Origin of the sequence: Protofrankia sp. CiT1, assembly GCF_917627335.1 — a bacterium.
Classification (GTDB): Bacteria; Actinomycetota; Actinomycetes; order Frankiales; family Frankiaceae; genus Protofrankia.
The window spans coordinates 7,971-26,172 of sequence record NZ_CAKJTP010000061.1; the positions used below are offsets into that span (position 1 = coordinate 7,971).

Consider the following 18,202-nt stretch of genomic DNA (forward strand, 5'->3'; position numbering starts at 1 on the left):
CGGTGGGTCAGGTGGTGCTGGGCGGTGGGTCCGCGGCCAGGCGGTGCAGCACCGCGGGCAGCTCATCGGTATGCAGCACGGTGAGTGTCTGGGTCGCCCTGGTCATGGCGACGTACAGGTCGGCCAGCCCGCGCTGTGAAGCGGCGACGATCGCGGCTGGCTCGACCAGGATGACCGCGTCGAACTCCAGGCCTTTGGCCTCCGTCACAGTGAGGATCACGACAGTGGCGGCCAGCATGTCCGCGTCACCGGGCATACCGCCAGCCGGCACGGTCGTGAACGCCGCGCGGACGGCTTCGACGAGATCCGCTGGGCAGATCACCGCGACCCGGCCGTCGCCGACGTCCTCGGCGGCGTGACCGGCCGCGTCCATGACCGCGCTCACCAGGGCGCCGGTGCCAGTACCAGTACCGGTGCCCGTGCCGACGCGCAGCGCGACGGGATGCCGCCCGGTGGTACGCACCGAACGCGGTGGCCGCGCGACCGGGTCCTGCGCGGCGAGCACGTCAGCGGCTACGTCCATGATTTCGAGCGGGGTCCGGTAGTTGACGGTGAGGTGCTCCGCCCGCCACCTGTCCCCGATATGCGGGGCCAGCGCTTCGGCCCAGGAACGGGCCGCGCCCGGAGTCGCGGCCTGGGCGAGGTCACCGACCAGGGTGGCCGACCGCATCGGGCAGCGCCGCCACAGCAGCCGCCACAGCATCGGCGACACTTCCTGGGCCTCGTCGACGATGAGATGGCCGAACGTCCAGGACCGATCCCCGCGAGCGTGGTCGACGGCACTGCGTCGTGCCCGGGAGCCCGACCACCGCTCGGCCATGCCCGTCGCCACCGCCTCCGCGTCGACCAGCCCGGTGAGGCCGAGGCCGTCGAGGACGTCGAGGGCGTACGCCTGTTCGGCGCGGCGTTCCCGGTCCGCCTCCCGCTCGGCGCGCTCGGCGACGTCGGCGTCGGGATCGCCGAGCAGCTCGGCGGCCTCATCGAGCAGCGGCACGTCGGCCGGCGTCCATGCGGCTGCGGTGTCGGGCGGGCGGTGCAACAGGTGCTGCTCGTGCTTGGTCAGCTTGGCGGCGGCCGCGGCGGTGGCGAGCCGGGCGGGTGTGGCGAACAGATCGGCGAGCAACGCCTCGGGGGTCAGCCGCGGCCACATCGCGTCGATGGCCGCCCGGACTCCCTGGTCGGCGTGCAGGTAGGCGGCGATCTCCTCCCGTTCGTCGCCGTCAAGCAGGCCACCGGCAAGGTTCGCGACCACCTGGTTGGTGAGGGCGGCGATTGTCTCCCGGACAAACACCCGCCGGGCCATGTTGTGCGGACGGCGGCTGCGCCGTGCCCGGGTGCGGGCATTCTCGACAGCGCGACGCTCAAGACGGAGCACGGCGCCGTCGTAGGGGACGTCCACATCGTGTGCCGGGACCTCCTGGCGGGCCTTCACCGCCTCGGCCACCAGCCTGGCCATCCGCAGATCCCCCTTGAGGGCGACGACGCGGCCGTCCTCGTCGCCGACGGCGTCGACGCCGGGGAACAGCCGGCTCGGGGTCGCGAAAACCACACCCGTCTCACCGAGGGAGGGCAGCACCTGTTCGATGTAACGCAGGAAAATCGGGCTCGGGCCGACCACCAGGAGGCCGGAGCGGGCGAGCCGTTCCCGTTCGGTGTAGAGCAGATAGGCGGCCCGGTGCAGGGCCACCGCGGTCTTGCCGGTGCCCGGTCCGCCGTCGACGATCAGGACGCAGGACGAGTCAGCGCGGATCACCGCGTCCTGCTCGGCCTGCAACGTCGCGACGATGTCGTGCATACGGCCGGAGCGGGGTGCGGACAGGGCCTCCAGCAGCGGCCCGTCACTGCTTGATCCGTTTGATCCGCCGGCGAAGCCGTTCCGCGCGCCCGCGATGTCGAGCACGTCGTCGGTGAATCCGCTGATCTCCCGCCCTTTGGCACGTAGGTGCCGGCGCCTGCGCAGGCCGTGCGGGTTGGCGAGGGTCGCTTGGTAGAAGGTGGTGGCCACCGGGGCCCGCCAGTCGACCAGCATGGGCTCGTGCTCGTCGTCGGAAAGACCGATACGCCCGATGTAGACACGCTGGTGGTCGGCACGGCCCAGCGGGCTGTGATCCAGGGCGCCGGAGTTCGGCGCGCCGAGCTCCATGGCACCGCCACCTGCGGCGCCGTCGTCTATCGCGTCTATCGCGTCGTCATCTATGGCACCGAAGTCCATCGCGCCGAAACACAGCCGTCCCTCGGCGGCGTCGAGCTGGCCGATCCGGTCGGAGTACGCGGTGGCGAAGGCATCCCGCTCGACCCGTGACTGCGGGGTGCCGGTGCCCGGTTCCAGCAGCACGGCGCGCAACTGCTCGCGGGTCCGGTCGCGCAGGTCGTCCAGCCGGCTGTACAGGGTGTCGACATATTTCTGTTCGCAGGCGAGTTCCTGCTCGTACGTGGTCGGCACCTGGGTCCCTCCCGGCTTGTGCGGTGTGATTGCGCCGGCCGCGTGATTACGCTCCGTTCGTGGACATCCGCACGGGCGTTGGGAACGGCGAGACGAACGTCGAGCTTATGCGGCCGTGCCTCCGGGTGTTCGACCCGTTGGTCAGGGACGGGGTCACAGCGTTGCTCTCGCTACCGCCAGTCACGTGTCAGCGGTCGGCTGTCGCTGCCCATCGGGTGTGGACCGCCGCGCGGGCTCGGCCCCGCCGAATCCGGGCGTGGCGTGCCGCGCGCCATCCGCGGTGACCACCAGAGCCGCTGTCCGGTCCAGGCCCGCGAGCCATGCCAGCGCATCGGAGCCGCGGGCGAACGCGGCGGTCGCATACACGTCCGCCCACATCAGTGATGGACCGGTAACCGTCACCGCCAGCAGGTCCGAACTCGCGGGCCGGCCTGTCCTCGGATTCATGATGTGCGCGCCACGCGCCGCGCTGCCTGAGGTCGCCACCCCACCCGAGCGGACGGGCACGGTGGCGAGCACGCGCGTGCTGTCGAAAGGATCACAGATTCCGACGTTCCAGGCCGGGGACACCGGGTCGGCCACGTACGCGGCGATGTCCCCGCCCGCGCTCAGGTAGTAGTCGTGGCCGTCGATCGCTGTCAGCCTCGCCGCGGCACGCTCGACCGCCCAGCCCTTGACCAGCCCGGACGGGTCGAACCAGCGGCGGCCGGCGCTGGCTCCAGCGGCGGTCCCGGTCCCAGCCGTGGTCCCAGTCCCGGTCGGATGGCCGGGCGCCGGTAGCTCGGCGCTGAAGTAGCCGTCGGTGCGCCGGGTGGCCTCGGCGCACAGGTCCGCGACCTCCTGGACAAGGGGGTCACAGGCGTCCAGGCGCAGTTCGCCCCGGTTCAGCCTCATGATCTCGCTGTCCGCTCGGTAGGTGCTGAACAGGGCGTCCACCGTGCGCAGGTGGGCGAAGAGCGCTGTGACGAGCTGTTCGACGGCGCTGTCGCCGGCCGCTCGGGGTCCGCGCAGGTGCAGGCTGACGGGCATGCCCATGATCTGCTCGACCCACGCCCGCCGGGACATCGACCCCGCTGCCCAGGCAGTCATGACAGGTGTGCCGCGTCGATGGCGGACTGTAGCGAGCGAATGTAGCCGTCGCTGGTGACGGTCGCGCCGCTGACTACATCGATCTTCGCGTTCTGGGCGGCCACAGCCTCGGAGTTGAGGATCGGGATCGCCACCCGGTTGATCTCCACGTCGCGCGGGTTGTGGTCCGGCACCTGAACGGTCCCGGCGTTGACGATCCGGCCGGCGTTGACAGTGATCTGTACCTGGACGACACCCCACCTGGTGTTGACCTCGGATCCCGTCAGCGTCGTCGATCCGCTGGAGACGCCGCTGGAACCATCGCCAGAGCTGCCGCCGGAGCTGGTGACCGCCGTCGCAGCCATGCCGGTGCCGGTGCTGGTGCTGGTGCGGTAGCTGAACAACAGCACGAGGCCGGCGACCGTCGATGCGACGGCGAGCACGATGCGGCGCATGCCGGAGTCCTTTCTGAGGCTGCCGTGGTTGTGGTCTGGACGCCGTGGGCGGGGGACGCGCTCCCGCGAGTCCGCCAGACCGCGTCTCCCGTCCCGCGCGCAGCTCACCAACGGAAGCGTTCCAGGTGCAGCTGTTCGGATGGGACCCCGGCCAGCAGCGCCGCGTCCCGTACGGCGTCCATCCAGGCGTCGGGACCGCAGATGAACACGTCGTGATCGGCGATGTCGGGCACGATCTGCCGCAGCGCGTCGTCGTCCAACAGGTGGGAGAAGCGTTCCGGCAGCCATGACGAGCGGTCCGGCGAACGGTGCCCAGGCAGGTAGATGACGCGGACGCCGCGTTTCGCGGCCAGCATGTCCAGCTCGTAGCGGAAGATGAAATCCTCCTCGGTGCTGGCCCGGTAGACCAGCGTCGCTTCACCGGGGGAGTAGTCGAGTTCTTCCAGCAGCGCTCGGACCGGGGTGATGCCGATACCGGAAGCCATCATCGTCAGGCGGCGTCGTTGGCGGACGGCAGCGGTGAGCCGGCCGTAGGGGCCCTCGATGAGTACCCTGCTGCCGGGCCGTACGCGGGCGAGTGCGCGGCTGCCGTCCCCGAGGTCCTTCACGGTGATCCGCAGCCAGCGCGGGTGCGGCGGTGCGGACAGCGAGTAGGGATGCCCGCGTGACCACCCTGGTCCGGTCATGAACCGCCAGATGAAGAACTGCCCAGCACTCGCGTGCATCCGTTCGATCGCCTGGCCGCGCAGGTGCAGGGACACGACAGCGGGCGCCTCGGCGACGACACGGTCAACGACGAGGCTGTGCCGCCAGGTGCGCAACGCGGGCAGACCGAGGCGGAACACGATGATGCTGCCGGCCGCGGCGGCGTAGACCGTCCACCAGTACACCCTCGCCCACGCTGTCGAGGTGAAGTCCGCGCCGGTCCACAGCTCATGGGGGATGGACAGCCCCACCCCGAGGTAGGCGTACAGGTGCAGCAGGTGCCAGGACTCGTAGCGCAGCCGCCGTCGGGCCGCGCGCACCGAGGTGACGACGACCATCACGAGCAGCGCGAATCCGGTCGTTGCCAGCAGCATGCCGGGGTAGTTGGCGATGAGGTCCCATGCCTGGCTGACGAGGCCGGTCCGGGCCGACGCCGCATAGCCCAGGATGATCAAAACGATGTGGGCGAGCACCAGGTTGAACGAGGCGAAACCAACCAGGCGATGACGCCGGGTGAGTTCATCCTGGCCGTAGCCGCGTTCCACCCAGGGAATGCGCGCCATCAACAGCACCTGGATGAGCAGCAGGTCCGCGGCGACCAGTCCGGTGAGCCGGCCGAGACCGGTCAGGATGCCAGCGCTCCCGGTGAGGCTGGCGATGCCGCCGTGCGCGAGCCACAGGGCCACCACGACGATCATGCTCGCGTACGCGCACAGGCCGGCCACGTCGCGCCACCAGTGCCGCGGTGCGCACGGATGGACCGCGGGCGAGGCTGGTGGCGCCGATACTGTGCCGGGGACGGCGGTGGGTACGGACAGTGACGCGTCTATGGGTGGCTGTGGGTGCGTGGTGGCGGCCTCGGCTGACTCCGGATGTTCGGATGACCCCAGCATCATCAAGCTCATGGGCTGCCCTCCGTGTCCGCGCCCGACCGTGCCGGCGCTCTGACATTGATGGTGGGCAACGGGACTTCAGCGATGCTGAACACAAGCTGTGAGGTTGCTGGGTTCTCCAGGGTCTCCCGGACATTCCCGTATCCGGATCTCCGCCGGCCGACCGGGCTCGCCTATCGGTGGGTGCATCTATCGGTGGTGCGGGCGTGGGTGGGGCGGGTGTCGGTGGTGCGGGCGACCTGGGCCGCGATGCGTGCGATCTGGTGGCGGGGCAGGTCCATCAGCGTCGCGGCGAGCAGCCCCGGGTCGGCTACGGCTGTCTCGACGGCTGCTCGGGCGTCCTTCCTGGTGAGTGAACCGGCGGCGCCCGGTGCCGCGCCCCGGGCCAGCGCCTCCGCCCAGACGTTGCCGACCTTGCCGTGGGCACGGTCGAGCAGCCAGCGGACCATGCCTTCCCCCGCGGTCAGCTCGGCGGTCTCGATCGGGGCCGCCTCGACCAGGGCGAGCCGCTCGCCGGCAAGCCGCCGCCAGCACAGCCGCCATTTCGGCGCCACCAGCCCGCCCAGCGCACCAAAGGAGGCGGGGTCCGCCAGATCGGTATGACCAGCTGGGACAAGGGCGACCAGCCGGTCGGCGTTGACCGCGAGCAGGGTCCGGGCGAGCCACGGTCCCGGATCAGCTGTCAGGTCCGCGGCCACCTGCACCCGGCCGCGTCCGCTGACCGACCGTGGCAGCCCGCTTCGCAGCGCCGTGGCGAGACGGACATGGGCGGGCCCCGAGGGCGAGGCATCCGGAGCGCCGTCGCCGATGAACACCAGCCGGCCACCGTCGAGGCCGGCCGCGGCCGCCGCCAGCAGCTCCTGGGCGGCCGCCGGTGACGGCCCCGCGCTGCCGCTTTCCACCGCCTGCCGGCCCCGGGTGTAGATCGCGGCGCGGCCTCGGGGGCCGGGAGCCGCGCCAGCCAGCTGCCGCCAGGTGGCCGCGGTCGGCCGGCAGACGTACAGGTCACTGGCCGCGCCCACGGCCTCGGCACCGTCGTAGCCGTTGAAGTCCGCCATAATCGCCTCAACGGTGAGATGCAGGTCGCTGACGGCGCGCTGTACCTTCCAGCCGAGCGCCGGATGCAGATCACTGTGCCCGTAGGCGAGCAGCAGCCGGCCACGCAGGGTGTCACGCAGGCCGGCCAGCCCTCGTTGCAGGAAGAGGGTCACCCCCTCGGGGGTGTACGGCGGATCGGTGAAGATCAGATCGGCCCAGGACTCGGTGACGGCAGGCAGCCCGAAGCGCAGGTCGGCGAACAGGCAGCGGATGTCCAGGCCCCTCCGCCTGGACTGGGCATCGATGAACTCCAGCAGCCGTTCATCGAGGTCGACGACGGTCACGGACAGGTTCGGGACAAGGGAGCAGGCCGCCAGCGAAGTGAGATCATGATCGCCGATGCACAGCAGGCGCGCCCCGGCGAGGTCATAGGTGGAGTCCATCCACAACGCGCGCCGAGCAGCGGTCTCTCCGGTGGCCGGGACGTGGTCGAGGTCGACGCGCGACGGTGGTGCCGCGGCCACAAGCTCGGCCATGGTGTCCACCAGGGCCTGGCGCGCGGCGAGGCGTTGCGCGAGCGGATCGGTGAGCTGGGTGCGGCGGAGCTCGTCGAAGCCGAAATGGTCTCGATAGGTGACTACCAGTGGCTCTTTGATCATTACCGCGCCGCCGGGCCGCCCCGGCTCCTCCCGCAGGTCATCGGCGAGGCAGTCGAGGATCTCTTCGACATTACGGCGGGCTACCCCCGAGGCGCGGACGAGGTCGCCGATGGTCCACGGCCGTTCGGTCAGCAGCGCGATCACTCGCCGGAGCGGGCGTGCCTGCGCTCCGTAGCCGGCGACGAGGCGCTCAAGCCGGTCGAGTGCCCGGCCGCGGGCTGCCGGCGGCGTGTCCGCGACCGGCGGCGGGCCGATGCCGGCCATGCCCAGGTCGTTCTCCGCGGCGCCGTGAACTGTCATTTCCCCACCATCATCTTCCCATCCTCGCCCTTTCCGCACACTGTCGCCTTCCCACGGCTACCTTCCCGCCTTCCCCTTCCCCTTCCCCCTTCCCGCCCGCTCCCTTCCCGCCCGCGCCTGAGTTCGCGTATGGATAGTCTTGTCGTCGTGCTGAGAATGTTCGATCCGCGCACGGGCCTGCCGCCGGCTTCGCGGCCGTGCGGGCTCCCGCCCACGGCGCTGGACGTGCCGGCCGTTCTCGGCGCGGTCCGCCCTGTCCACGCCCACGCGGTGGAGGTGTACGTGCGATGACCGCACATGCGATGGCAGAGCATGATTCATCTTCCGGTGGTGGGCCGGTGGCCAGGGCCAGGGCCAGGGCCGCATGACACGCCCGCTGACCTTCGACGAACTGCCATTGCGCGACGACCTGCGGGGCCAGGCGCCGTACGGCGCCCCGCAACTCGACGTTCCGGTGCTGCTCAACACCAACGAGAATCCGCATCCGCCGTCCGCGGGCCTGGTGGACGCCATGGGCAAGGCCGCGGCGCTCGCGGCCACCGAGGCCAACCGGTACCCAGACCGCCAGGCTGAGGCGCTTCGGGCGGATCTCGCCTACTACCTCACCCCGGACGCCGGTTTCGGGCTGCGTACCGATCAGGTGTGGGCGGCGAACGGGTCGAACGAAGTGCTCCAGCAGCTGTGTCAGGCGTTCGGCGGGCCCGGCCGGGTCGCGCTCGGTTTCGAGCCGTCCTACACGATGCACCGGCTTATCGCGATGGCGACCGGGACTGGCTGGGCCGGCGAGCCCCGTGAACCCGACTTCACCATCACCCCGGCCGCGGTGACCGAGGCGATCCGCCGGCATCGGCCATCCCTGGTCTTCCTCACGTCGCCGAACAACCCCACCGGCACCGCGCTGCCGAACGACGTGCTGGCCGCCGCGTGCGCCGCGGTCGACGAGACCGGTACCGGCATGGTTGTCGTGGACGAGGCCTACGCGGAGTTCAGGCGGGCCGGGGTCGCAAGCGCTCTCGCCCTGCTGCCGTCACGGCCGCGGCTGGTGGTGACCCGGACGATGAGCAAGGCGTTCGCGCTCGCCGGCGCCCGGGTCGGTTATCTTGCCGCGCACTCGGCCGTCATCGACGCGTTGCAGCTCGTGCGTCTGCCGTACCATCTGTCCACCTTCACGCAGGCGGTCGCGCGCACGGCGCTCGCGCACGCCGACGAGCTGCTCGGCACCGTCGAGGCGGTGAAGGCGCAACGGGACCGGATGGTGGCCGAACTGACCGGGCTCGGCTGCGCCGTGGCGCCCAGCGACGCGAACTTCGTGCTGTTCGGGCGGTTTCCCGATCAACGCGCGGCCTGGCAGGCCTTGCTCGACGCGGGTGTCCTCGTCCGCGACGTCGGCCTGGCTGGCTGGCTGCGGGTCACCGCCGGTCTTCCCAGCGAGGTCGACGCCTTTCTCGCGGCCGTCGGCGTGCTGCTGGCCGACCCGGCCACGACGCCGGCGTGCTCCGATCACCCGGCGGCCACCCGGCAACCGGCTTCCGGGAAGGCAGGGCACGCATGAGCCGCACCGCCCGGATCGAACGCAAGACCCTGGAGTCGCACGTCGTCGTCGATCTGGACCTCGATGGCACGGGCGTGTCGTCGTCGTTCACCGGGGTCCCGTTCTTCGACCACATGGTCAGCCAGCTTGGCAAGCACGGCGGGTTCGACCTGACCGTGCGTACCCGCGGCGATCTGCATATTGACGCGCACCACACGGTCGAGGACACCTCGATCGCGTTCGGTGAGGCGCTGCGCGAGGCACTCGGCGACAAGACCGGGATCCGGCGGTTCGGTGATGCGCTGGTACCCCTGGATGAAGCGCTGGTGCAGGCGGCGGTGGACCTGTCCGGCCGGCCGTACTGCGTGGTCGTCGAGCCGGAGCTGATCGAGCTCATCGGCACCTACGACACGACGCTGACCCGTCATGTGTTCGAGTCGATAGCCGCCGCCGCGCGGATCGCGCTGCACGTGCGGGTGGTGTCGGGGCGCAACGCGCACCATGTGGTCGAGGCGCAGTTCAAGGCCGTGGCACGGGCGCTGCGGGACGCGGTGGCCCGCGATGGGCGGGTGGCCGGCGTGCCATCCACCAAGGGCGTTCTGTGACCGGGGTGAGGACCGTGACCGGGGCACGCGTCCCGCGCGGGGGATGGCGGTGACGGCTCCGAAGGTGGCTGTCCTCGACTACGGATCGGGGAATCTGCGCAGCGCGCAGCGGGCGCTTGCGCGGGTCGGTGCCGACGTGACCGTGACGTCCGACCTGGCTGCGGCCAGGGCCGCGGACGGGCTCGTGGTGCCCGGGGTGGGTGCTTTCGCCGCCTGCATGGCCGGGATCACCGCGGTCGGCGGGGCGGCGGTCATCCGTGAGCGTGTCGCCCGCGGGCGTCCGGTCCTCGGGATCTGCGTGGGTATGCAGGTTCTCTACGACCTGGGAGACGAGCACGGGGTGCGGACCCCGGGGCTCGGCGTGCTCACGGGCGAGGTACGGCGTCTCGCCGCGCCGATCCTCCCGCATATGGGCTGGAACACGGTGGCCCCGCCGGCCGGCACGGTGCTGTTCGACGGGCTGCCCGAAGCCGTCCGGTTCTACTTCGTCCACTCGTACGCGGCCAAGCCGACGCCCGAGGACACCGTGGCCGAGCATGGTGAGCCTTTTGCCGCCGCGGTGGAGCGGGGGCCGCTGTGCGCCACCCAGTTCCATCCGGAGAAGTCCGGAGACCCCGGTCGGCAGCTGCTCGCCAACTGGTTGGGCACGCTGCGTTAGCCCGCGTGGCTGACGTGATCAACAACGCAGGCTGTGGCGGGGGATAGGGCCGGGTCTGCCCGCCGTGTGCCGATCCGCGCTGGTTCCATGGTGAGGTGGGGGTAGCCGTCCCGGAAGGAGCGCGCGGTGGTCCCGTCCCATCGGGTCAATGCTCACGCAGGCCGCTTCGACCCACGTAGTCATGATCTTGTCCATGACCCGTATCCGGTCTTCGCCGAGCTTCGGGCCGCCGGCCGGCCGGTGTGGAACGACGACCTCGGGATGTGGCTGGCGGCCCGCTACCGTGATGCCGACGCGGTGGTGCGCCACCGTGGGCTGGGCCGGATCTGCCAGCCACGCCTGCCTGAGGAGCTGTGGGCCGGTTTCAACAAGCTGGAACGGGACTCCATCCTGGGCTGTGAGCCACCGAAGCACACCCGGTTGCGCGGGCTGCTCGGCAAGGCGTTCGCCCGTGGCAACATCGAACGGCTGCGGCCGCACATCCGCGAGCTGTGCCAGGTCCTGCTCGACGGAATCGAGGCGCGGGCGCGCGACGGGCAACCGTTCGACCTGATCGCCGAGTACGCTGAGCCGCTCCCGGTGATGGTCATCGCGGAGCTGCTCGGTATTCCCGACAGCGACCGGCACCTGCTACGCCCGTGGTCGGCCGATCTGGTGAAGATGAACGAATACGAGCGCAGCCCCGCGCAGGAGGCCGCGGCACGGGTGGCGGCCGCCGAGTTCAGTGCCTACGTACACGCCCTTGCCACCGAGCGTCTCCGGCGTCCGGACGATGGCCTGATCACCCATCTCGTCCAGGCGGAGCAGGAGGGCGACCGGCTGGCCGAGGACGAGCTGGTCGCCACCGTTGTGGTGTTGCTCAATGCCGGGCACGAGGCCAGTGTCAACTGCCTCGGCAACGGCATGGTGGCGTTGCTGAGCCACCCCGAGCAACAGCGGCGCCTCGCCCGCCAGCCGGCGGAACTGGCCGCCACCGCGGCCGAGGAGTTCCTGCGTTTTGACTCGCCGTTGCACCTTTTCGAACGGACCGCCATGGCCGACGTGGAGATCGGTGGGGTCGTCGTGCGGGCGGGGGAACGGATCGCGGCGCTGCTCGGTTCGGCCAACCGCGACCCCGAGGTCTTCGAACGGGCTGACGAGTTCGATGTCGGCCGGGAACCGAATCCGCACGTCGCTTTCGGCGGCGGCGTCCACTTCTGCGTGGGGGCGCCGCTGGCCAGGGTGGAGCTCGAGACAGCCCTGCGCAGCCTGCTGGAGCGCTACCCGACGCTTTCCCTGGCTGGTACCCCTGTCCGGCGCCCCACGTTTGTGCAACGTGGCTGGTCCTGTATTCCCGTCACGGTCTGAATCACCGTTCTCCGCTGGGTTCCCGACGGGGATCGCCATCGCCGTCATTGTGATCGCCATCATTGTGGTGGGAACGGGGCGCTGGGCGCACGGGAGAGAACATTGCCGTGCGCCCGGCAGCCTATGACACCGGGTGGTTGCCGCTCAGCCGGCCAAGAAATTCGGTGTTGTCGTAAAAGTGCTCGACCTCGAGCAGTCTGAGGTCGTCGGCGACGCGGGCCACGCTGACACCGAACATCTCGACGCGTTCACCGGTCGGCTCGAACCCTTTGTAGGGTCCGCTGAAGGTACCCCAGTGGCGCCACTTGAAAGTGATTACAGGCGGCGGTGAGTAGACCTCCAGGATCTCCCAGAAGAAGCCGCCGGGAAGGGCCTTGAGGAAGACCTGATGGGAGGATTCGAAGGTCTCGTCGCTCGCCGAGTAGTAGGGGTTCTCACCTATGAGGATGTTGTAACTGCCTCTTTCAACGAGGTCCTGGCTGTTTGCCCAGGGGCCTCCGTTGACGCGGGTACGGAACTGGTCGGTGACCATGCTGACCCACTGGGCCGGGTCTTTCTTGTGGGAGACCTCCATCTCGAAGACCTGGACCACGCGTTCGACGATGTCGGCCAAGGACCCCTTAGCGTGCTCGTGGGTGCGTTCCTGGGGCATTGTCACTTTTGACAGATGGTAGTCGGGTGGCTCGCCGCCGCGCCACCGCACGCCAGCGGAACCAGCGATGACCGCGTCCCGGCCCTGTACATGCAACGGCTGGTCCGCTGCCTGGTCCGTTGCGTTCCTGTCGTTCACCATGTTGCTCCTTCTGCCGTCCGGGCGGTGTCAGGATGCGTCGAGCGCCGTCGTGGAGGTCTCCGAAGCGGGATGGGATCCGGCGCGCGGTCGATTCGTGCCACATACGTCGGTGCGGGTTAACGTGACGTCCGGACGTTCCGGACGCTCTGAACTTCCGCCTCCCCGGCATGCTACAGCTCATGATAATTATGGGAAAATGGGGCGAAAGTCCTGAGCCGGGTGAACTTATGAATATCCGGAGGTAGCAGAGTGCCAGGGCGTGCCGGCGACCAAGGGCATAGTCAGGGCCACCGTCAAGAAGGTGGCGGCCGCGACGCGTGTGGTATAGGCGCGATCTTCGCCCCGCTGGATCCAGGCTTCGGGCCGGGCCGGGCCGGATCGTAGCCCTCCGACCGGGTAGGAAAGTGTTATGCGGATGGTGGGAAACGTTTTCTGGCTGTTGTTCGCCGGGTTTGAGCTGGCTGTTTGTTATCTTGTCGCCGGTATTGTGTGTTGCCTGCTGATTGTGACGATCCCGTTCGGGATCGCGGCTTTCAGGCTGGCGGGTTACGTCGTCTGGCCCTTCGGCCGGGTCGTGGTCGACCAGCCCGGTGACGCTCCGGTCATGCTTTTCCTGGTCAACCTGCTGTGGTTCTTGATCGCTGGGTGGTGGCTCGCGATCGGTCATTTGATCTTCGGCCTGGTGCTGTGTGTGACAGTTATCGGCATCCCGTTCGGTGTGGCGTCGTTCAAGATGGTCCCGCTGGCGATCGCGCCACTGGGCCGGCGGGTCGTCCCGTTCCGGGATCTTGACCCGCATGCCCGGGTCGCGGCATCCGTCTACCGGTGATGGTGGCTGTGGGTGCCGCGAGCCCGCCCGCATATATGATCATGAATGGCTCGGGCTGGCGTCGGTCCGCCCGGACCCCCAGCCGCCCGGACCCCCGGACGGTTGAGTGATTGATGAGACTTGACGTGAGGGTTGGCTGCTGATTGTCTCTCTGATGTCCGAGTGCTGGAAGCCGGTGTGAATCCGGCGCGGTCGCGCCACTGTGACCGGCCCGCCCACAAGGAGCGACGTCGGGAGTCAGACCCATCGCCGGACATGTCCTGCCGAGTGGAACGCGTGATTCCTGTGGAGGTCTCGCAATGGCATCTGCACTGGCGTATTCTGCCGCCAACGTTCCGGCCGCGCCCGCGGCCCTGCCGACGATCCCGTTGCGTGAGCTGGCCCCATTTGCGATCTTCGGCTCGGTCCTGGCGCTGCTCCTGCTGTACTTTGTCGGCGCCGAGCAGGGCGCGGTATCGCTTGTGGGCGGCAGCTATGTCCACGAGTTCGTGCACGACGCCCGTCATCTGCTCGGCTTCCCCTGCCACTGAGCGGGTTCCGAGATGGTTCGCGCCCTGTTGATTCGTGGGATGTTGGTGGGCGTGGTGGCCGCCGTGTTTTCCTTCGCCGTCGCCAAGGTCCTTGGGGAGAGCGAGGTCGGGCGCGCGATCGCCTTCGAGTCGGCGCGGGAAGCCGCCGAGGGTGTACACGGAACAGAACTCGTTCCCCGGGCGCTGCAGAACACCATCGGCTTGCTGACGGGCCTGTTGGCGTTCGGTGTCGCGCTCGGCGGCCTCTTCTCCCTTGCCTATGCCTGCGCACAGGGCCGCCTCGGCGCGCTGGGGGCGCGCGGGACGGCGGCGTTCGTGGCGCTCGCGGGATTCGTGGGAATGTACCTTGTGCCTGCCCTGAAATATCCGGCCAACCCGCCGTCCATCGGTAATCCGGACACCATCGGCGAACGCACCAGCCTGTATTTCACGATGATGTTGATTGCGTTGTCGGTGGTCATCGGCGGTTGCGTGACGGCTCGGCGGCTCACGGCGAGGTTCGGTGCCTGGGACGCGGCATTGCTGGCCCTGGCCGGTGGGCTGGTGATAGTCGGGCTGGCCTATTACCTCCTGCCGCAGGTGCACGAGACCCCGGACGCTTTTCCCGCTGATGTGCTGTGGCGGTTCCGCGTCGCCTCATTAGCGATCAACGTGACGCTCTGGGCGACGATCGGCCTGTTGTTCGGGGCGCTGACCGATCGCGCGCTGCGGGCTTCGGCAGCGGCTGGCTCGCCGGGGGGCCGCGGCGCGCCCGGGGCTGGATCGCTGGTCGCCACCGAGGCATGACCGGTCCTGGCACCGGCCCGCCGCGCCTCACGCTGATCAGTCACGCGCCGACCGCCGCGACGCGGGCCGCGCGGTTCCCGAGTGATGAAGGACTCGACGCCGGGGAGCTGCGCCGCTTCGCGGCCGTCGGAGCCCGCCGTGCTGACCTCGTGTTGTGTGACACGTCGCTGCGTACCCGTCAGACAGCGGACGCGCTCGGCCTGGCCGGCGCCACAGCTGATCCGGCACTGCGTGACCTGGATATGGGGGACTGGCGGGGGCGCGCGCTTGCGGAGATCCCATCAGCCGATCTTGCGGCCTGGGTCGGTGACCCGGCCCAGGCGCCGCACGGTGGCGAGTCCGTGGCCGAGCTCATCGGCCGTGTCGGGCAGTGGCTGGCGCGCGGCGCGCGGGTATCGGGACGCACCATCGCGGTGACGCATCCGGCCGTGATCCGCGCCGCGTTGGTCGCGGTGCTGCGGTCGCCAGCGGAGGTGTTCTGGCGTATCGACGTCCCGCCGCTGTCCACGACGTTCCTGCACGGGCGTGCGGGTGATGTCTGGAACCTGCGGCATGCCTGCCTGCCAATAACCGGGGAAATGACCGCGACAGGCGCACCGGATGAGCGGGAGACGAGTGCCGCGGTAACACCTACCACGGCATAGCCGTGCCGCCGTGCCAATGATCACGATCGTGATATCGCGGTCACGGTATGGATGCGTCACCGGCATATGTTGATGATCAGTTTCCGGTCGACCGGTAGTGCCGCAGGCCAGTACGCCATGCGGCCGCGGCGAGCGCGAGCCCGGCGGCGGCGACCAGCGGTGAGGCGAAGCGGACCATGATCGGCAGGCCGAGCGGGTCGGGCTTCGCGAGCACGTACAGCGCGGGCTGCCAATTGAGGAAGGCCAGCGGCACGATGAAGGTCAGCGTCCGCATGCCGTGCCGTCCATACAGCGACATCGGGTACTGCGTCAGGAAGTTGCCGCCGTAGGTGACCGAGTTCATCGCCTCCGCTGTCTGCTGGACGAAGAACTGGACGGCCGCACCGATGATCCAGATCGCGCTGAACAGGGCGACACCGGCTGTCAGCAGCACGGGTACGAGCAGCACCCGGCCCGTGTTCCACGGGACGTCCAACCCGGCGATCGCAAGCCCGAGTACCCCAAGCCCCTGAGCGAGGCCACCGAGCCGACGTGGTGAAAAGCCGTCCGTGGCGACCTGGACAAGCAGCCCGACCGGCCGGACCAGCATCACGTCGAGGCTGCCGTCGCGGATGCGTTCGCCGATGCGCTCCATCGACCCGAAGAGCAGATTGGACACGGCGAACGAGGTGGCGGACGTCCCGTAGAGGAAGGCCACCTCGGCGAGGCTGAAGCCGGCGAGCCGCGGCACGTTTGTGAACAGCACTTTGATCACCGCGATGTCAAGGCCGGTCGCGAGAAACTGTCCCATCGTCAGCAGCAGCACCGATGCGCGGTACTGCCAGGATGCCCGCGTCCACATCCCGGCGAACAGGAGGTACTGGCGTACCAGGAGGAAGCGGTCATGGTTTCCGGCCGCCGCATGTCTTTCCGGTTCCAGCCGGGGCGCCGGGCCGGCGTTCTCACCCACCCTGGATCACCAGCTTCCGGGTGGCCTGAGCGGTGAGAAGGCCACCGATCCCGAACAGCGCGGCGGCCCACGCGACCTGGAAGGCGAGCCCCGTGAACAGTGACGTGTCCGTACGCTTGCCCAGAAAGATGTCCGCTGGTATTTGCATCATGGCGGCGAACGGCAGGGCCTGGGCCGTGGCCCGCAGCACGGTGGGCATGATGGCAAGAGGGACGGAGACACCGGAGAAGAACACCGCGCACAGGGTGTAGGCGTTTTCCAGACCGCGTTGATCGAGTAGCCAGAACGAAGCGAGAGCGATCAGATAACGCAGCCCGAAGCTGACCAGGAAGCCCAGCATGATGGATAACGCGAACAGCCCCCAGATGGTCGGGTCGCTGGTGATGCGCAGGTCGAACAGGACCGCGGCGACCGCCATCGGCGGCACCCCGCGGACGACCAGTTGGACGGCGCCGCGCCCGGCGTCATCCGCCAGCCACCAGGCCTGGAGGTTCACCGGCCTGGCCAGGTCCACGGCCACAGCGCCGGAGCGGATGCGTTCCGGCAGCTCGATGCCGCCGCCGAACAGCGCCATGGATGTGATCAGCGCCTGTCCGAGAAACACGAACGTGACCACGCCGGCAGTGTCGTACCCACCGAGACCTGGCCGTTGGCTCCAGACCTGGAGCAGGACGTAGGCGCGAATGATCCCGAAAACGGTGTTGGTGAATGCTCCGGCGGCGGTCGCGGCTCGGTAGCTCGCGTATCGGCGGGCGCTGCATCGGGTGACGGTGAGGTAGGTGATGAGTGGGGCTGTCATCGTGATCAGGTCATCACCGTGCGGTTGTCGGGTTGGGTTTCGGGCCGGTCTGGCTGGGCAGGGGCGTCCCGCTCATGCCCGCGGCGTAGAGCTGGGCGATGACGTCTTCGATCGCGGGCTCCCGGATGGACAGGTCCACCAGGGGGTAGCGGTTGGCGATCGCGGTGACCAACGGTGCCGCGCTTGCCGCTGTGGGGAACGCCAGCCACTGGCGTGGCCCGTCGACCCGCACCACCCTGGCACCAGCGACGTCGATCGGCGGGTGCGGTCCAGAAAGATCGACGATCAGAGTGCGTTCGCCACCGATGCGGGCGCGCAGATCGGTCAACAGCCCGTCGAAGCCGAGCCGGCCCTGATCGATGACCAGCACTCTGGGGCACAGCTGCTCGATGTCGGTCATGTCGTGGGTCGTGAGCAGGACCGTTGTCCCGTGTTCGCGGTTGAGGCCGGTAAGGAATTCGCGCACCGCGGTCTTGGACACGACATCAAGACCGATTGTCGGCTCATCAAGGTAGACGATTTCGGGGTCATGCAGCAGCGCGGCGGTGAGATCGCCGCGCATGCGCTGGCCTAATGACAGCTGGCGGACGGGGGTGTCGAGGAAAGGAGCCAGTTCGAGGATGTCGACGAAACGGTCCAGATTCTGTCGAAATCGGGCGGCTGGAACATGATAGATATGCCGGAGCAGGTTGAAACTGTCCCGCAGCGGCAGGTCCCACCACAGCGTTGTGCGCTGTCCGAAGACCACCCCCAGGCGATGGGCCAGCTGCATCCGCTGCCGGGAAGGATCAAGACCGCTGACCCGGATGCGGCCGGTGGTGGGCGTCAGGATTCCGATGAGCATTTTGATGGTCGTGGACTTGCCGGCGCCGTTCGGGCCCAGATACCCGACCATCTCGCCGGCCCGGACACGGAAGGTCAGATCGGTTACGGCCGGCACGTCCACTCGTTCGCGGCGAAACCGGCCGGCCCTGCGCCGCAGCACGAACGTCTTCTCGACCTCGGCGACGTCGATCACGGTATCGGTATCGGTATCGGCGTGGTGCGGGTGAGCTGTGCTCTGCCGCCCATCGTGTGGATCATCGGTCTGGCCTGCGGACGGCTGGCGCGGCACGGTCACAGTCAATGATCATAGCGGTGTCGTTGTCTTAGTGGTCGCCGCCGGAAGTT

The 18,202-nt window shown here is 69.1% G+C and carries 17 protein-coding genes and 1 riboswitch; of the genes, 8 read left to right on the forward strand and 9 right to left on the reverse strand.

Features of this window, described 5'->3' with window-relative positions; genetic code table 11:
* Nucleotides 1-7: 7 nt before the first annotated feature.
* The 5 genes from MJ785_RS12050 to MJ785_RS12070 form a co-directional block, all read right to left on the reverse strand.
* Entirely contained in the window at nucleotides 8-2,443 is a 2,436-nt protein-coding gene (locus tag MJ785_RS12050; protein ID WP_239310647.1) for an ATP-binding domain-containing protein, read from the reverse strand.
* A 180-nt stretch (nucleotides 2,444-2,623) separates the two neighbouring features.
* Nucleotides 2,624-3,532, reverse strand: a complete 909-nt coding sequence (locus MJ785_RS12055; RefSeq protein WP_239310648.1) for an FAD:protein FMN transferase — start codon at nucleotides 3,530-3,532, stop codon at nucleotides 2,624-2,626.
* A complete protein-coding gene (locus MJ785_RS12060; RefSeq protein WP_239380894.1) occupies nucleotides 3,529-3,966 on the reverse strand; it encodes an FMN-binding protein in 438 nt (145 codons plus the stop codon). Before MJ785_RS12060 ends, MJ785_RS12055 begins: the two co-directional genes overlap by 4 nt.
* 104 nt (nucleotides 3,967-4,070) lie before the next feature.
* The gene (locus tag MJ785_RS12065) at nucleotides 4,071-5,576 is read right to left on the reverse strand and encodes a ferric reductase-like transmembrane domain-containing protein (RefSeq protein WP_239380896.1); all 1,506 of its coding nucleotides are present in this window, start codon (nucleotides 5,574-5,576) and stop codon (nucleotides 4,071-4,073) included.
* A 161-nt stretch (nucleotides 5,577-5,737) separates the two neighbouring features.
* Nucleotides 5,738-7,561, reverse strand: a complete 1,824-nt coding sequence (locus MJ785_RS12070; RefSeq protein WP_239380898.1) for a bis-aminopropyl spermidine synthase family protein — start codon at nucleotides 7,559-7,561, stop codon at nucleotides 5,738-5,740.
* Nucleotides 7,562-7,925: 364 nt separating this feature from the next.
* On the opposite strand from MJ785_RS12070, the gene MJ785_RS12075 reads away from it, so the two are divergent.
* From MJ785_RS12075 to MJ785_RS12090, 4 genes are all read left to right on the forward strand, one after another.
* The gene (locus MJ785_RS12075; RefSeq protein ID WP_239310653.1) at nucleotides 7,926-9,113 is read left to right on the forward strand and encodes a histidinol-phosphate transaminase; all 1,188 of its coding nucleotides are present in this window, start codon (nucleotides 7,926-7,928) and stop codon (nucleotides 9,111-9,113) included.
* Complete coding sequence (gene hisB, locus MJ785_RS12080) at nucleotides 9,110-9,697, forward strand: imidazoleglycerol-phosphate dehydratase HisB (RefSeq protein WP_239310654.1); 588 nt, start codon at nucleotides 9,110-9,112, stop codon at nucleotides 9,695-9,697. The genes MJ785_RS12075 and hisB overlap by 4 nt, the downstream gene beginning before the upstream one ends.
* 43 nt (nucleotides 9,698-9,740) lie before the next feature.
* Nucleotides 9,741-10,355 (forward strand): imidazole glycerol phosphate synthase subunit HisH, encoded by a 615-nt coding sequence (gene hisH / locus MJ785_RS12085; RefSeq protein WP_239310655.1) that lies wholly within the window; start codon nucleotides 9,741-9,743, stop codon nucleotides 10,353-10,355.
* A gap of 126 nt (nucleotides 10,356-10,481) precedes the next feature.
* Complete coding sequence (locus tag MJ785_RS12090) at nucleotides 10,482-11,702, forward strand: cytochrome P450 (protein WP_239310656.1); 1,221 nt, start codon at nucleotides 10,482-10,484, stop codon at nucleotides 11,700-11,702.
* Between the two features lie 121 nt (nucleotides 11,703-11,823).
* On the opposite strand, the gene MJ785_RS12095 is transcribed toward MJ785_RS12090, so the two are convergent.
* Nucleotides 11,824-12,495 carry a SnoaL-like polyketide cyclase gene (locus tag MJ785_RS12095; RefSeq protein WP_239377140.1) on the reverse strand — a complete coding sequence of 224 codons (672 nt, stop codon included), beginning with the start codon at nucleotides 12,493-12,495 and terminating at the stop codon, nucleotides 11,824-11,826.
* Between the two features lie 415 nt (nucleotides 12,496-12,910).
* On the opposite strand from MJ785_RS12095, the gene MJ785_RS12100 reads away from it, so the two are divergent.
* The 4 genes from MJ785_RS12100 (at nucleotide 12,911) to MJ785_RS12115 (ending at nucleotide 15,284) form a co-directional block, all read left to right on the forward strand.
* Entirely contained in the window at nucleotides 12,911-13,324 is a 414-nt protein-coding gene (locus MJ785_RS12100) for a YccF domain-containing protein (protein ID WP_308128326.1), read from the forward strand.
* A gap of 167 nt (nucleotides 13,325-13,491) precedes the next feature.
* A riboswitch (cobalamin riboswitch) is annotated at nucleotides 13,492-13,567 on the forward strand.
* A gap of 56 nt (nucleotides 13,568-13,623) precedes the next feature.
* Nucleotides 13,624-13,854, forward strand: coding sequence for a CbtB-domain containing protein (locus MJ785_RS12105; RefSeq protein ID WP_239346747.1), 231 nt, complete (start codon nucleotides 13,624-13,626; stop codon nucleotides 13,852-13,854).
* Between the two features lie 12 nt (nucleotides 13,855-13,866).
* A complete protein-coding gene (locus tag MJ785_RS12110; protein WP_255724408.1) occupies nucleotides 13,867-14,640 on the forward strand; it encodes a CbtA family protein in 774 nt (257 codons plus the stop codon).
* Nucleotides 14,637-15,284: a histidine phosphatase family protein gene (locus MJ785_RS12115; protein WP_239310661.1), complete on the forward strand. Its 648-nt coding sequence runs from the start codon at nucleotides 14,637-14,639 to the stop codon at nucleotides 15,282-15,284. Before MJ785_RS12110 ends, MJ785_RS12115 begins: the two co-directional genes overlap by 4 nt.
* A gap of 76 nt (nucleotides 15,285-15,360) precedes the next feature.
* Here MJ785_RS12115 and MJ785_RS12120 read toward each other — a convergent pair whose 3' ends face one another.
* From MJ785_RS12120 to MJ785_RS12130, 3 genes are read right to left on the reverse strand one after another with little or no spacing between them, the layout of a single operon-like run.
* On the reverse strand, nucleotides 15,361-16,233 hold the full coding sequence (locus MJ785_RS12120) for an ABC transporter permease (RefSeq protein WP_239380902.1): 873 nt from the start codon (nucleotides 16,231-16,233) through the stop codon (nucleotides 15,361-15,363).
* Complete coding sequence (locus MJ785_RS12125) at nucleotides 16,226-17,032, reverse strand: ABC-2 family transporter protein (protein WP_239310663.1); 807 nt, start codon at nucleotides 17,030-17,032, stop codon at nucleotides 16,226-16,228. The genes MJ785_RS12120 and MJ785_RS12125 overlap by 8 nt, the downstream gene beginning before the upstream one ends.
* 13 nt (nucleotides 17,033-17,045) lie before the next feature.
* Nucleotides 17,046-18,050 carry an ATP-binding cassette domain-containing protein gene (locus MJ785_RS12130; RefSeq protein WP_239310664.1) on the reverse strand — a complete coding sequence of 335 codons (1,005 nt, stop codon included), beginning with the start codon at nucleotides 18,048-18,050 and terminating at the stop codon, nucleotides 17,046-17,048.
* Between the last annotated feature and the right edge of the window lie 152 nt (nucleotides 18,051-18,202).